General features: G+C 65.7%; 12 protein-coding genes. 11 read left to right on the top strand and 1 reads right to left on the bottom strand.

Annotation, left to right across the window (positions count from 1 at the left end):
* Positions 1-52 precede the first annotated feature (52 nt).
* The 9 genes from FHX47_RS03050 (at position 53) to pepN (ending at position 9,921) form a co-directional block, all read left to right on the top strand.
* Positions 53-256: a ubiquitin-like protein Pup gene (locus FHX47_RS03050; RefSeq protein WP_183357388.1), complete on the top strand. Its 204-nt coding sequence runs from the start codon at positions 53-55 to the stop codon at positions 254-256.
* Between the two features lie 3 nt (positions 257-259).
* Positions 260-1,750 carry a Pup--protein ligase gene (pafA, locus tag FHX47_RS03045; RefSeq protein WP_183357387.1) on the top strand — a complete coding sequence of 497 codons (1,491 nt, stop codon included), beginning with the start codon at positions 260-262 and terminating at the stop codon, positions 1,748-1,750.
* A gap of 134 nt (positions 1,751-1,884) precedes the next feature.
* A complete protein-coding gene (locus FHX47_RS03040) occupies positions 1,885-2,874 on the top strand; it encodes an FKBP-type peptidyl-prolyl cis-trans isomerase (protein ID WP_183357386.1) in 990 nt (329 codons plus the stop codon).
* 120 nt (positions 2,875-2,994) lie between these two features.
* A complete protein-coding gene (locus FHX47_RS03035; protein WP_183357385.1) occupies positions 2,995-3,702 on the top strand; it encodes a hypothetical protein in 708 nt (235 codons plus the stop codon).
* A 17-nt stretch (positions 3,703-3,719) separates the two neighbouring features.
* Positions 3,720-4,121: an FKBP-type peptidyl-prolyl cis-trans isomerase gene (locus FHX47_RS03030; RefSeq protein ID WP_183357384.1), complete on the top strand. Its 402-nt coding sequence runs from the start codon at positions 3,720-3,722 to the stop codon at positions 4,119-4,121.
* A 4-nt stretch (positions 4,122-4,125) separates the two neighbouring features.
* Complete coding sequence (locus tag FHX47_RS03025) at positions 4,126-6,090, top strand: helix-turn-helix transcriptional regulator (protein ID WP_183357383.1); 1,965 nt, start codon at positions 4,126-4,128, stop codon at positions 6,088-6,090.
* 39 nt (positions 6,091-6,129) lie between these two features.
* Positions 6,130-6,381: a twin-arginine translocase TatA/TatE family subunit gene (tatA, locus tag FHX47_RS03020; RefSeq protein WP_183357382.1), complete on the top strand. Its 252-nt coding sequence runs from the start codon at positions 6,130-6,132 to the stop codon at positions 6,379-6,381.
* 6 nt (positions 6,382-6,387) lie between these two features.
* Entirely contained in the window at positions 6,388-7,212 is an 825-nt protein-coding gene (tatC, locus tag FHX47_RS03015) for a twin-arginine translocase subunit TatC (RefSeq protein WP_183357381.1), read from the top strand.
* A gap of 9 nt (positions 7,213-7,221) precedes the next feature.
* On the top strand, positions 7,222-9,921 hold the full coding sequence (gene pepN / locus FHX47_RS03010; RefSeq protein ID WP_183357380.1) for an aminopeptidase N: 2,700 nt from the start codon (positions 7,222-7,224) through the stop codon (positions 9,919-9,921).
* Between the two features lie 6 nt (positions 9,922-9,927).
* Here pepN and FHX47_RS03005 read toward each other — a convergent pair whose 3' ends face one another.
* Positions 9,928-12,006 carry an acyl-CoA dehydrogenase family protein gene (locus FHX47_RS03005; protein ID WP_183357379.1) on the bottom strand — a complete coding sequence of 693 codons (2,079 nt, stop codon included), beginning with the start codon at positions 12,004-12,006 and terminating at the stop codon, positions 9,928-9,930.
* A 99-nt stretch (positions 12,007-12,105) separates the two neighbouring features.
* Here FHX47_RS03005 and FHX47_RS03000 point away from each other — a divergent pair, with 99 nt between their 5' ends.
* Positions 12,106-13,392, top strand: a complete 1,287-nt coding sequence (locus FHX47_RS03000) for an acetyl-CoA C-acetyltransferase (RefSeq protein WP_183357378.1) — start codon at positions 12,106-12,108, stop codon at positions 13,390-13,392.
* A 10-nt stretch (positions 13,393-13,402) separates the two neighbouring features.
* The gene (locus FHX47_RS02995) at positions 13,403-14,761 is read left to right on the top strand and encodes a 3-oxoacyl-ACP reductase (RefSeq protein ID WP_183357377.1); all 1,359 of its coding nucleotides are present in this window, start codon (positions 13,403-13,405) and stop codon (positions 14,759-14,761) included.
* The last annotated feature ends 2 nt before the right edge of the window (positions 14,762-14,763 follow it).

Below are 14,763 nucleotides of genomic sequence, written 5' to 3'. Positions count from 1 at the left end.
CACCCACGTTCATGACCTAATATGGGTAAGACGCCCTGAAGGAGGATCACCGATGGCATCCCAGCCCCAGAAGCAGCCCCGCCGTCCCGGCGGCGAAGACGATCAGAGCCCCGAAGCGGCAGCGCAGGCGAAGGCCAACCCGCAGGCGAGCCAGCAGGCCGAGGAGCTGGACAGCCTGCTCGATGAGATCGACACCGTCCTGGAGTCCAACGCTGAGGAGTTCGTCAGCAGCTTCGTGCAGAAGGGCGGACAGTAGCGCGTGGACCGCCGCATCTTCGGCGTCGAGACTGAGTTCGGCATCTCCCACCGGCCCGTGGAGGGCCGGGGTCTGCCGCCCGATGAGCTGGCCCGCTACCTGTTCCGGCCGGTTGTGGAGTTCGGCCGCAGCTCCAACATCTTCATCCCCAACGGGTCCCGGCTCTACTTGGACGTCGGCTCCCACCCCGAGTACGCCAGCGCCGAATGCGCCGACCTGATCGATCTGATCGCCAATGAGAACGCCGGGGACCGGATCATGCATGACCTGGCCGTCGCTGCGGAGAAGGCCATCCACCTAGACGGATTCAGCGGGCAGATCTACGTGCTGAAGAACAATGTGGACTCCGCGGGAAACTCCTACGGCAGCCACGAGAACTACCTCATCCCGCGCACCACCCACTTCCGCAGACTCTCCGGCATCCTGCTGCCGTTTTTGGTGACCCGTCAGATCATCAGCGGGGCAGGCCGGGTGGTGCCGGCAACGGATGAGACCGAGGCCCACTTCGCCTTCTCCCAGCGGGCCGATCACATGTGGGAGGGCATCTCTTCGGCGACCACCCGGGCACGGCCGATCATCAACACCCGCGACGAACCCCACTCCGACGCCGCAACCCACCGCCGGCTGCACGTGATCGTCGGCGACTCCAATATGTCCACCACCACCGCGCTGCTGCGCTACGGATCCACCGACCTGGTGCTGCGCATGATCGAAGCCGGTGTGCCGATCGGCGACTATGAGCTGGAGAACCCGATCAGCGCCATCCGCCACATCAGCCACGACATCACCGGCCACGCCGCAGTGCGCGTCCGCGGAGCCGAAGACCACACCGCAGTGCAGATCCAGCGCGGTCTGCTGCAGCGGGCCCAACGCTTTGTCGCAGAGCACGGCGCCCACCACGAGCACGTCGAGACCGTGCTGGAGCTCTGGGAGCGTGCTCTGGAGTCGGTGGAGACCGGGGACCACACGCTGATCGACCACGACATCGACTGGGCGATCAAGAAGCGCCTCGTCGAGGAGGTCGCTGATGCCCGCGGCCTTGAGATGGGCCACCGGCGCCTGGAGCAGGTGGATATGGCCTATCACGATGTCAACCCCGACCGGGGGCTCTTTCACATGCTGCGCCGGCGCGGCCGCGCCACCGATGTGCTGGACGCCGGCGCAGTGACCGAGGCGATGATCACCCCGCCGGCCACCCGGGCGGCGCTGCGCGGGCAGGTCGTCTCCACTGCTCGGGCCTATGGTGCGCAGAGCACGGTGGACTGGGTCCACCACAAGCTGACCGACCGGCCCCTGGACGCGGTGATGCTCAAAGACCCCTTCGCCGTCGTCGATTCACGCATTGATGCGCTGCTGGACAAACTCGGAGACCGCAGCAGTCAGCTGCGTGAACGCACCCTGGATGAGCGCCGGGGGAGCGGGGCCTCGTTGGCGCTGACTGACCGCTACGCACTGCTGGGCGAGCCCGAGCGCGACGAGCCCCCGCTGATCTGACGAATTCACCCACACCTAGTAAGGTTCCCCTGATGCGCACTAGAAATTTTGCCCTGCCGACTGCCGCCGTTTTATTGCTCACAGCATGCGGTCAAGATGATGAATCCTTTTTTGAACCGTCTGGAGCTGCCGGGTTGGGGGATTCTGATGCTCTTCTAGACGTTGACCTTCATGTTCGAGATGATAACCAGCCCGAGGTCGTTCTCTACTCCCCGGTCGACACCGACGAGGGTGCCTCCCGGGTGCTTCGTTCCGGCGACGGCGAGCAGGTCAAGGAAGACTCACTCCTTGAGGTTCGGCAGGTGGCGGCCTCACCGGAGAGCGGTGATGTGATGGGCCACAACTTCGACGCCGAGCTTCCGCAGATCGCCTGGCTTCCCAGCATGGAAGAGACCGGGATGGACATTGATCAGTTCTACTTCGATGCGCTGACTGCCGAGGGGGTGACGGTCGGCTCCGATGTGGCCATCTACTACCCGGCAGATGACGAGGGCGCCCACGATCAGCAGCTGGCCATCTTCCGACTGGAGGACCAGTACCCCGCCTACGCTGACGGCGAAGTCCAGGAGCCGTCCGGCGACCTGCCGGAGGTCACCAACGAGATCGGCGAAGCCCCAGAGCTGCAGAACCACGACTCCGAGGCTGAAGCACCCGAGGAGCTTGCCACCGAGGAGCTGATCGCTGGCGAGGGCCGTGAGATCGCCGAGGACGACCAGCTCTTCGTCCAGTACCGCGGCTGGCAGTGGCAGAACGGCGAGGAGTTCGACGGCTCCTGGACCGAGGACGGTGAAGCCGGCCAACCGTTCGGATTCTCACTGACCGGGGGTGTGATCGACGGTTGGATTGAAGGCATCCCCGGAAATAACGTCGGCGACCGGCTGATGCTGGTGATCCCGCCGGAACAAGCCTACGGCGAAGCCGCCGACGATGAAGGACTCACCGAAGGCGGCCAGCCCGGCGGACACCTGATCTTCGTCATCGACATCGTCCAGGCGATCAGCCCTGACGACCTTCCCGAGCCTCAGCAGCAGCCTCAGCAGCAGCCCATGCCGGAGGACATGTCCGAAGAGGAGCTGCAGGAGATGCTGGACCAGATGGAGCAAGGCGAAGATACCGACAAGTGAGTTTCTAAGTTTGTCGTGGATTCGAATGGAACGTCTTCGCAGGGTGTCGGCATGCGCACGTTGGGTGCGGAATCGTAATCGGTGTGCACGGCTAGATTTACAAGCCGTAGACTCTTGAAGGTGATATCCAGGAAAATTTCAGCGTTTGTAACTACTTGCATTGCCAGCGTGGTGTTGGTGGGGTGTGCCTCACAGTCGATGCCCGAAGCACCACTGACCGAGACTCAACTCACCGATAGAGTCCTGAGCGAAAGTCAGTTGCCGGCGGGATTCGAGAGTGACGGAGACCCGAGGGTTCTAGATATTGAAGAGTTCTCGCTGCGGGAAAAGTATCTCGGCGGGTTCTTCGCGCTTAATGCCCTCGAAAACGTTCAGGGTGATTGCCAGAACGTCCTCGATGATTTGTGGCGAAGCAGTGTGGATACTCACGCGGCCTTAGTTGCGTCGTACTCTGATTGGCAGGATGGTATTTTTGATGCGTATCTGCTGAGCACCGCCGCTGAGGGAGATGTAACGGGGGCGTTCGATGCTGTAGGGGGATCTTGTTCCGAAGAACAGAATCAGAATTCGTCTAATTCGGTTTATGAGTTTGACCAAATGTCTGGCGACCTGAGCGGTTTCGAAGTCGTGCTGAAGGGTGCGCGCGACGATTCTGAGGGGGAGGACGTACCGGATCCGAACTACCGAGTCGGTGCGATGAGTTACGGCAACAACCACATAGTCGTGGAAGCCGGTTTTATGAATCGGGAGAACTTTGACGAAATCTTAGAAGCGGCGTTGGAATCCTTTGAGAATCCGACATCCGTAGACGGCACCCACGACGGGTAGGAAGAGGACTGAATAGTATGAGTTTCGGACAGCGCAGTTATGACCGTACCCGGCCAGAGGTCGACTTCCCCGAAGGTCCGCTTCCGCAGGAGCTGGTTATTGAGGACATGATCCCCGGCTCCGGCGCTGAGGTGGTTCCCGGCGACGAGATCTCCTGCCACTACGTGGGTGTCTCCTGGTCCACCGGGGAGGAGTTCGACGCCTCCTGGAACCGCGGCAAGCCGCTGGACTTCACCGCCGGCATCGGCCAGGTCATCCAGGGCTGGGACCAGGGTCTGATCGGGATGAAGGAGGGCGGCCGCCGCCGCTTCGAGATTCCGCCGCACCTGGGCTACGGGGAGGCCGGCGCCGGAGCCGCGATCGGCCCCAACGAGACGCTGATCTTTGTGGTCGACCTGGTGAAGGTGCGCAAGGCCTGAACCGATGGCGCAGCAGGGGGAGCAGACAGTGCAGGCGGACCCGATGCTGGTCCGGTGCCTGACCCTGCACCAGAGCGTGCTGGAGCACAGCCCGCACGGGCTGACCAAGGAGCAGATCTACCAGCAGGTCGACGGCTACGCCGGCCGCTACCGCGAGGCCCAATTCCTGGACCAAGCCTCCCGGGAGCGGGAGCTCTCCGCCCTGGAGCGCCGGTTCAGCTCCGATAAGCAGTACCTGCGCTCAGCCGGGATCCCGATTCAGGAGTCTGAGGACCTCACCGGCGATCACCGCTACCGCATCCCCACTGAGGAGTACGGGCTTCCCGATCTTCAGCTCAGCCAGCAGGAGCGCCTAGCGCTGCATCAGGCCAGAATGCTGTTCTCCGCCAGCAGCGTCCGCGGCCTGCAGCACGCGATGTGGGCGCTCAGCGGCACCGCCGAGAACCCAGCTGCCGCCGAAGACCCTGGCGCACCGACCGTCCTGCAGGCCTCCCTCGGTTCGGCGACAGAGCTGGACCGGCTGCTGGAGATCAGCCTGATCGGTCTGCGGACGCCGATCACCTTCACCTACACCGGCCGCGGACCCAGCAGCACCCAGCGGCGACGTGCGGTGCCCCTGGCCCTGGGAGGCCGGGGCCACTGGTACTTAATCGGCCACGACCTGGACCGCCGGGCACAGCGGATCTTCAGGCTGGACCGGATCCAGGACGCCGTCGTCGAGCTGAAGACCAAGGACCTGGGCAGCGCCGAACGCGACGAGGTCGAGCAGCAGGCGAACGCACCGGACTTCGACGCCGGGCAGACGCAGACCATCCTGCGCCGCATGGCCGAATACCAAGAGCCGCGCGAAGCCCTGCAGGCCGTCATCGACGCCCATTCCGGCCAGGCACCGGAACCGGGCCGGCTGCGGCCGGTCGGCGCAGAGGTGCGCAAGGACAATATCGGGCTGAGCACCGACCGGGTCATCAATATGACCGCCTACCTGCTGGACAACGAAGGTGTGCCGCCCAGCCGGCTGCTTTCGGAATACCACATCACCGCCGAGCAGCTGCACCGGGACCTGCTGAGCATCGAGCAGTCGGGCCCCAATGTGGGCATGAGCCGCTACGTCAGCGTGGAGCCGGAGCTTCCCCTGGACCGGGCCAGCTTCGATGAGCACTACCTCGGCGCCGATGAGCCGATCATCCTCACCGTTCCCGACGGCACCTCGGCTGCGGCCATGCACCGGCCCGTCTCGCTGACCAAACCCGGGGCGCTGAGCCTGCTGATCGCGCTGAAGGCCCTGATCGAAGTCTCACCGGCGCAGCATCAGCACCTGACCGATGCGGCTCACAGTGTGCAGCAGAAGGTGATGGGCGTGGTGCCGGAGTCCATCGCCTCGGCAGCTGAGGCCATGACGCTGCAGCGCACTGATGCCGACTCCGAGGCGTTGGGGGTCATCGAAGCGGCCATCACCGGGGACTACGCGCTGCAGCTGCACTACACCGACGCCGCCGGAGGCTCCTCGCACCGCAGCGTGGAACCGGTGCATGTGATCTACGACGGCCCGCACATCTACCTGCGGGCCTGGTGCCGCAGCGCAGCCGGGGAGCGGCTCTTCCGGTTCGACCGCTTCCAGTCGCTGACCCCGCTGCCGGACTCGGCGCGCAGCGCCGAAGCCCACGCGCTGGAACGCACCGAGGCCGGGCCGGCCGCCGTGCAGAAGACAAGCGACTCACTCACCGGCGTCGTACTGCGCTTTGCGCCCTTCGCCGCCGCGGCCCCGCGATTCGCCCCCGAGCTGCAGCGCAGAGACTCCCGCGACGGCTCCGTGTTCATCCGCACCCACTTCGCCTCGCGCCGCACGGCGATCACCATCTGCTTGGAGGCCGGAGGCGACATTGAACTGGTCCACCCCGAAGACCTGCGCCACCAGGTGCTGCGCGCCGCCGAAGAGCGGCTCAGCGACCTGGATTCGCAGTCCAGGTGAGTCCGCTAAACTTGGACCATTGAGGAAAGGACACTCGTAATGGGAATTCAAGGCTGGCAGTGGCTGATCATCCTGGCCATCGTTCTGCTGCTCTTCGGCGCCACCCGGCTGCCGAAGCTGGCGAAATCCATGGGCCAGTCTGCGCGGATCTTCAAGTCAGAGATCAAGACCACCAATGAGGATCAGAGCTCCGGTGACCACACCGAGGGTGAGCCGCGCGCCGTCCAAGGCGAAGTCGTCGACCCCACCGCTGAGGCGCACAGAACGCGCAAGCCCAAAGACCACCGCTGACCCCGGATGACGCTCGCTGAACGCGGCCAGCCGGCTGAGGGGGCCACGAAGAAGCGCCGCAAGGGGCGTCGCCGCGACCCCGAGGCCCATATGTCGCTGCGCGAGCATCTCAAAGAGCTGCGCAAACGCCTCACCATCGCGGCAGTGGGCATTGTGGCCGGTTCGGTCGCAGGCTTCTTCCTCTACGACTGGATCTTCGAGCTGCTCTCCGACCCCGTTCAGGGCTACACAGACGCCGAGGGCAACCGGCTGACCCAGATCGCCTTCAACGCCGTCGGCCAGCCCCTTGACCTGCTGATCCGCATCTCACTGTTCGTCGGCGTCATCATCTCCTCACCGGTGTGGCTCTATCAGCTGTGGGCCTTCATCATGCCCGGGCTGCGCAAGGTCGAGAAGCGCTACGCGATCGCGTTCATCGGCGCCTCGGTTCCGCTGTTCGTCGCCGGGATCCTGATGGCCTACATTGTGCTGCCGCGGGCCATCGAGTTCTTCTTCAGCCTCAACCCCGAGGGCACGGCGAACATCATCGCCCCCGACATCTACTTCACCTTCGTGCTGCACCTCTTCCTGGCCTGCGGCGTCGCGATGGTTGTGCCGGTGGTCCTGGTGGGCATCAATATGATGGGCATCGTCAGCGGCAAGCAGATCCTGCACTCCTGGCGCTGGGTGGTGCTGCTGATCGCCGTCATCTCAGCCATGGCTGCCCCGGGAGGCGAGGCGATCACCATGTTCTTCCTCATGGGCCCGATCACCGCGCTCTTCGCCGTCGCGATCGGCCTGTGCCTGCTCCACGACAGACGCCGCGCTAAAGGTGAGGCCGTATCTGCTTGAATGGCAGGTATGCCTGATCTTCACGAAGAGAACCTCACCCGCGAGGAGGCCCGCGCCCGCTCAGCGGCCATCTCGGTCTCGCACTACCAGGTCCACGCTGACCTCTCCGACGCTGCCGGGGAGAATGCTGCCACCTATCCGGTCGAGACCCGCATCGACCTCACGTACACCCCCACCCACGACGACGCCGGCTTGTCGGACTACATCTTCCTGGACTACATCGGCGCCTCGGTGGAGTCGCTGAGCATCAATGGCGAACCCCGGCCCATCGACACCCATGTCGGCGGCGCACGGATCCTGCTCTCCGGGCTCAGCGAGGGGCAGAATGTGGTGGAGATCCGCTCGCACTCGCGTTTCAGCCGTTCCGGGGAGGGCATGCACCGGTTCGTGGACCCCAGCGACGGCCAGGTCTACCTCTACACCCAGTACGAGCCGGCCGACTGCCGCAGGGTGTTCCCGGTGTTCGAGCAGCCCGACATCAAGGCCCGATTCCGCTTCGCCGTCACCGGGCCGGTGACCTGGCAGCTGCGCTCCAACAGTCCCGAAGTCTCCCGCCAGACCGTCAGCGGCCACGCCGCAGGGCTGGAGGGGGTGGGCCTGGTGAAGGTCAGCTTCGCCGAAACCGAACCGATGAGCACCTACATCACCACCCTGCTGGCCGGGCCCTATCACTTGGTCAGCGACCAGTGGCGCGGGAGCGTGCCCGGCGGTGAGCCCTTCAGCATCGATCTGGCCCTGCTGTGCCGCAGATCACTGGCCGAACACCTCGACGCCGAGGAGCTCTTCACCGTCACCAAACAGGGTTTGGACTTCTTCCACGCCGAATTTGCCTACCCCTACCCCTGGGGAGCCGGTGCTCACGGCAGGCAGAAGTACGATCAGGTCTTCGTCCCGGAGTACAACCTGGGTGCGATGGAGAACCCCGGTCTGGTCACCTTCACCGAAGCCTATGTGTTCGACACTGCGGCGACGCAGGCCCAGCACGAGACCCGCGCCAACACCATCCTGCACGAGATGGCGCACATGTGGTTCGGCGACCTGGTCACCATGGGCTGGTGGGACGATCTGTGGCTGAAGGAGTCCTTCGCCGACTACATGGGCGCCTACGGGGTGGATTCGGCCACCGAGTTCACCACCGGATGGATCTCCTTCGCCAACTCGCGCAAGGGGTGGGCCTATGTACAGGACCAGCTGCCCACGACCCACCCCATCGTCGCCGACATCACCGATCTGGAGGCCGCCGACCAGAACTTCGACGGCATCACCTACGCCAAGGGGGCCGCAGTGCTGAAGCAGCTGGCCGCCTACGCCGGTCAGGACTCCTTCCGCACCGCAGCCCAGCGGTACTTCGCCCGCCATGCCTTCGGCAACGCCACTCTGCAGGACTTCCTCTCCGAGCTGGAGGCCACCACCGGAAAAGACATGCACACCTGGGCACAGGCGTGGCTGCAGACCGCCGGCATTCCGGTGCTGGCCGCAGAGATCGACGACGCCGGAACGCTGTCGGTCCGCCAGAGCGGGACCGATCCCACCACCGGTGATCCGGTTGCTCGGCCGCATGTGACCCGCGTGGGACTCTTCACCCTGGACGGCACAGGAGCGCTGACCCGGACGGCCTCAGTCCCAGTGGAGATCCCCCCCGATGCCCCCGACGGGCTCACGGAGGTGCCGGGCATCAACCTTCCCCAGGAGGAGGTGCCGCGGCTGATCCTGCCCAACGATGAGGACCTGACCTACGCCAAGCTGAGCCTGGACCCGGCCTCGGTCGCCGCGGCGCTGAGCTGCCCGGTGGGCGACCCGCTGGCCCGCGCTACGGTCTGGGCCGCACTGTGGTCCATGGTCCGTGACGCCGAGCTGACCGCTGCGCGGTTCGTGAACGCCGTCACCACCCTGGGGCTGCAGATCCCGGAAGTCTCGGTGGCCTCCACACTGCTGCGCCAGGCCGATGCGGCCACCGACCGCTTCGCCCCAGCCTCCCAGCGCGCCGAGCTGGAAGCCCAACTGACCTCCCGGCTGGCCGAATTCATCGCTGCCGCTGAGGGCTCAGACGTGCAGCGCGCGGCGGCGCGCACCCTGGCCAGCGTCTCTCGCCGCAGCCCCGAGCAGCTGGATCTCATCGCGGATCTGCTGGACGGAAACGCCGCCGACAACGGCATCAGCGGACTCGACGTCGATGAGGAGCTGCGCTGGGCCTTCCTGCAGGCCCTGGCGGCCCACGGCCGCGCCGACGCACAGATGCTCGACGCCGAGCTGAACAGCCGGACTACGGCGCGCTCGAGGATCGCCCACCGGCTGGCGCTGGCGGCCCGGCCGGACCGAAAAGTCAAGCAGGCGGCCTTCGATCAGGCGCTGACCGGCACCGACGCCGAGGGTGTGGAGCTCTCCAACGATCATCTCAGCGCCACGGTGGCCGGGTTCTGCGCTGACCCCCAGGGCCTGACGGCCGACTTCGCTGAGGCCTACTTCGAATCGCTGACGGGGGTGTGGGAGAAGATGACCCAGGGTCAGGCGACGCGGGTAATCCGTGGGCTCTTCCCCGGCAGCCAGAGCCTCAGCCCCGGCCAGCAGCCGCAGAAGCATCCGGTGGCTGTGCTGACCCGCGATTGGCTGGCCGAGCACACAGCGGCCCCGGCCGCGCTGCGCCGCATCCTCGTCGAGGAGCAGGATCACCTGCTGCGGGCGCTGAGCGCTCAGGCCGGGGCTGCCTAGTCGCTCTTACTTCTTTCTACTCTTGTTGGCGGCCCGCTTGCGGTCCACCAGCGTCTTCTCATCCACTGGTGCCTCGGAGGAGGCCCGCAGCCTGCGGTAGTAGTCCATGGCCTCATCCTGACGGGCCTTCTCCGCGCCGGAGGCGACCTCCATGCGCACATGCTCCGGGGCGAACCCGAAGCTGTCGACCAGATCCTGGGCGTGGGGCCGCACCCGTGCCACCAGACGGTTGATGTAGGGGGCCAGGGTCCTGGCCCGCTGTGAGGACATCCGCCCGTTGCTGAGGTACCAGCCCAGGGAGTCCTCGATCTGGCTCAGTGCAAAGATGTCGCGCAGCCAGGTGAGCACCTGTACAGTGCCGGGGTCCTTGATCCTCTCCAGGGCGTCGGTGAAGGACTCCCACAGCAGCAGGTCGGCGTGGGCCTTGGCGGCGCTGATGATCTCGTACTGGTGCTCGTTGAACTTATCGGCCTGCTGCTGCGGGGACAGCTTGGCCACGCTGCGCAGCTCAGTGGCCACATCGGCGACCAGCTGACGCACCCGGCCGGCCAGCAGCCCGTGCTGCACCTCAGGCTGCTTGAACCAGTTGGCGCTGCGTCGCTCGTTGCCGGTGTCGCGCACCTCCTGCAGCGCCCGGCGCAGGCCGAAGCGGTGCATCACCGTGTCTGAGGCCTGGTTGGCCACGTAGCTGGCCAGCGCCCCGACGTCGGCGTCCTTGAACTCGGCGGCGTAGTCGGCCAGCAGCCGCTTGGCGACCAGCTGCAGCAGCACGTTGTTGTCGCCTTCAAAGGTGACGTAGACGTCCAGGTCTGCGTGCAGGGAGGTGAACCGGTTCTCGGAGATGTAGCCGGCCCCGCCGCAGGCTTCACGGGCCTCCTGCAGCGCGTCGAGTGCGTGCCAGGTGGTGGTCGGTTTTATGGCCGCGGCCAACGTCTCAAGCTCCTGACGGTTCTCATCAGAGCCGTCGCGGCCGGAGAAGACCTCATCGAGTTTGGCCAGCAGCTTCTCGTGCGCGAAGGAGGCGGCGTAGGTGGTCGCCAGCCGCGGAATCAGCCGGCGCTGGTGCAGCTGATAGTCCAGCAGCACCTCCTCCTCAGTGGGGGAGGCGGCGTTGAACTGGCGGCGCTGATTGCCGTAGGTGATCGCCCCGACCAGGCCCAGCTTCGAGGCCGAGACGGCGGCACCGGTCAGCGAGACCCGGCCCTGCACCAGAGTGCCGAGCATGGTGAAGAACCGCCGGCCCGGCGATTCGATGGAGGAGTAATAGGTGCCCTCGGCGTCGACGTCGCCGTAGCGGTTGAGCAGATTGGTGCGCGGAATGCGGACCTGATCGAAGCTGACCTGGCCGTTGTCCACACCGTTGAGACCGCCCTTATGGCCGTCGTCGGTGATGGTGATTCCCTCCAGGGGCTCGCCGCTGTCATCACGGATGTCCATGTAGAAGCAGTGCACCCCGTGGTTGACCCCCTGGGTGATCAGCTGGGCGAAGACCACAGCGGCCTTGGCGTGCAGGGCCGCGTTGCCCAGGAAACGCTTGGTGGCGGCGGTGAAGGGTGTGTGGACCACGAATTCCTGGGTCTGCGGATCGTAGGTGGCAGTGGTTCCCAGGGCGGCGACATCCGAGCCGTGGCCGAATTCGGTCATCGCGTAGGCTCCGGGCACGGAGAGATCCATGATCCCGGGCAGGAAGCGTCCGTGATGCTCGTGGGAGCCCAGGTGCATCACCGCTGCGCCGAACAGGCCCCACTGCACACCTGCCTTGATCTGCAGGGAGGGATCAGCGGTGACCAGCTCCTCGAAGGAGGCGATGTTGGCCCCGTGGGCGTCCTGGCCGCCGAACTCGGCGGGGAACGCGCGGTGGACCGAGCCGCTCTCGGTCAGTGCGATGAGCTGCTTATAGGTCCGCTCGCGCTGGTCCTCGGTGCTGAGTCCCTCGATCTTGTGGAACTGCGGATCCTTCATCTGTTCCCGCGCATCGCGGCGCACATCCGGGAAGTCGCCCAGCAGCAGCTGTTCGACCTCTTCGACGTCAACGGACGCCATGGAGAACTCGTCGGTGGTGGCGTCGTCGTGAGCAGTGGTCATAGGGAACCTCCTGAGGGAGAATTTAGGCGTTGGTGATAGCCGACACCTGTAGTCTAAGATACTGATGAGTAATAAAGCCACACGGGAAGGTGAAACACCATGGCAGACATCCGCGACGCCGTCATCATCGGCGCAAACCGCATACCTTTTGCCCGCGCCCACGGCGCCTACGCCAAGGCCTCCAATCAGGACATGCTGACCTCCACGCTCAACGGCCTGGTTGCCCGCTACGGGCTGCAGGGCGCCCAGCTGGGAGCTGTGGCCGGCGGTGCGGTGATGAAGCACTCCAAGAACTTCAACCTGGTGCGCGAATCCGTGCTGGGCACCCCGATCGCTTCCAACACCCCGGCCTACGACGTGCAGATGGCCTGCGCCACCGGGATGGAGGCCATCGGCTCGCTGGCCAATAAGATCAAGCTGGGCCAGATCGACTCCGCCATCGGCGGCGGGGTGGACTCGATCTCCGATGCCCCCATCGTGGTCACCGATGCGCTGCGCGGCATCATCATGGAAGCCAACCGGGCCAAGACCACCGGGCAGCGGCTGAAGGCGCTGGCGAAGATCCGGCCCGGCCACCTGGCCCCGCAGGCTCCGGGGGTCAACGAACCGCGCACCGGGCTGTCGATGGGCGAGCACATGGCCATCACCGCAGACCAGTGGGGGATCTCCCGCGAAGAGCAGGACGAACTGGCCCTGGCCTCCCACAAGAACTTGGCGAAAGCCTACGACGACGGCTTCTTCGACGACCTGGTCACCCCGTTCAAGGGGGTGGACCGGGACAACAATATGCGCGCCGACTCCACCATGGAGAAGCTGGGCAAGCTCTCCCCGGCGTTCGGCAAGGACCTGGGCGATCAGGCCACGATGACGGCGGCCAACTCCACTGCCCTGACTGACGGCGCCTCGGCGGTGCTGCTGGGCTCGGAAGAGTGGGCCGATGAGCGTGACCTGCCGAAGCTGGCCAACTTCATCGACTACGAAGAGGGCGCAGTGGACTTCGTCGACGGTGCGGAGGGGCTGCTGATGGCGCCCACCTACGCCGCGGCACGGATGCTGAAGCGCAACAACCTCAGCTTCGAGGACTTCGAGTACTTCGAGATCCACGAGGCCTTCGCCTCCACCGTGCTGGCACAGATGAAGGCCTGGGAGTCTGCGGAGTTCTGCCGCGAGAAGCTGGGTCTGGACAAGCCGCTGGGCACCATCGACCGCAGCCGACTCAATGTGAACGGATCCTCCCTGGCTGCCGGGCACCCGTTCGCCGCCACCGGCGGACGCATCGTGGCCACCCTGTCCAAGCTGCTGCACGGCAAGCCGGGCAAGCTGGGCTTCATCTCAGTCTGCGCCGCAGGCGGCCAAGGAATCACTGCGATCATCGAAGGACGGTGAGACTGACTTCATGGCAACTGATACCTACACCGAATTCGTCAACAGCGGCCTGGGCCGGAAGATCACCAAGAGCCTGGGGCTGCCGCAGCCGGCCAAGCTGCGCCGCTACCGGCCGGAGGCACCGCTGATCGAAGGCCCCGTCGTCGTGGTGGGTGCATCAGAGGTGGCGGACAATATTGCCGCCCGGCTGCTCACCTGGGATCTGGACGTGCGACGCCACATCGGCCCTAAGGAGAAGGTCGCCGCCGTCGTCGCCGTCTTCGACACAGCGGCCACCCCGGCTGATCTCAGCAGAAACGTGCTGGAGCTGGGCGGGATGCTCAAACAGCTCAAGCCCTCCGGGCGGGTGATCACGGTCTTCCGCGACCCCGAGTCCACAGACGACCCGACCGCCCGCGCTGCGCGCAAGGGCGCAGAGGGTATGACCCGGTCGCTGGCGCACGAGATGCGCGCCGGTGCTACGGCCAACGGCATCGTGCTGCACGAACAGCTGGACGCGACTGCCCCCGGGGTGGCCGGTGCGCTGCGTTACCTGCTCTCGGGCCGCTCCGCCTTCGTCTCCGGACAGTTTGTCAGCGTCAACAGCGTCAACGGCCAGCTTCCCCATGACTGGGCCGCCCCACTTCAGGACCAGGTCGCGGTGGTCACCGGTGCTGCCCGCGGGATTGGGGCCTCCATCGCCAAGGTGCTGCGTCGCGACGGTGCCCAGGTGATCCTGGTCGACGTCCCGGCCGCCGGGGAGGCGCTGGCAGCTGCGGCCAATGAGGTCGAAGGCACCGCCCTGCAGCTGGACATCACCAGAGACGACGCCGCCGAGCGCATTCTGGATCATGCCCAGCAGCACTACGGCCGCTTGGACATTGTGGTGCACAATGCCGGCATCACCCGCGATAAGCTGCTGGCCAATATGGACGCCCCGCGCTGGGATTCGGTGATCGCGGTGAACATTGAGTCACAGCTGCGAATGAACCGGACGCTGCTGGGCTCGGAGCTCTTCAGCCGTGTCGAGAACGGTGTGGGCCCGCGCATCGTCTCGCTGGCTTCGACCTCAGGCATCGCCGGAAACCGCGGACAGACCAACTACGCGGCCTCCAAGTCCGCGGTGATGGGCATGGTCTCGGCAGGTTCGGCTCAGCTGGAGGCCCGCCACGGCACGATCAACGCCGTGGCACCGGGCTTCATCGAGACCGAAATGACCGCGAAGATGCCGCTGGGCACCCGCGAGGTGGCCCGCCGGCTGAACTCCCTGAGCCAGGGCGGGCTGCCGGTCGACGTCGCCGAGACGGTGGCGTTCCTCGCCTCGCCCTCGGCGGCAGGCACCTCAGGGCTGACCCTGCGGGTCTGCGGCCAGAACCTGGTAGGAGCGTGATC

The sequence above is a fragment of the Garicola koreensis genome, assembly GCF_014195445.1.
Classification (GTDB): Bacteria; Actinomycetota; Actinomycetes; order Actinomycetales; family Micrococcaceae; genus Nesterenkonia; species Nesterenkonia koreensis.
This window is presented reverse-complemented; position numbering and strand designations above follow the sequence as displayed.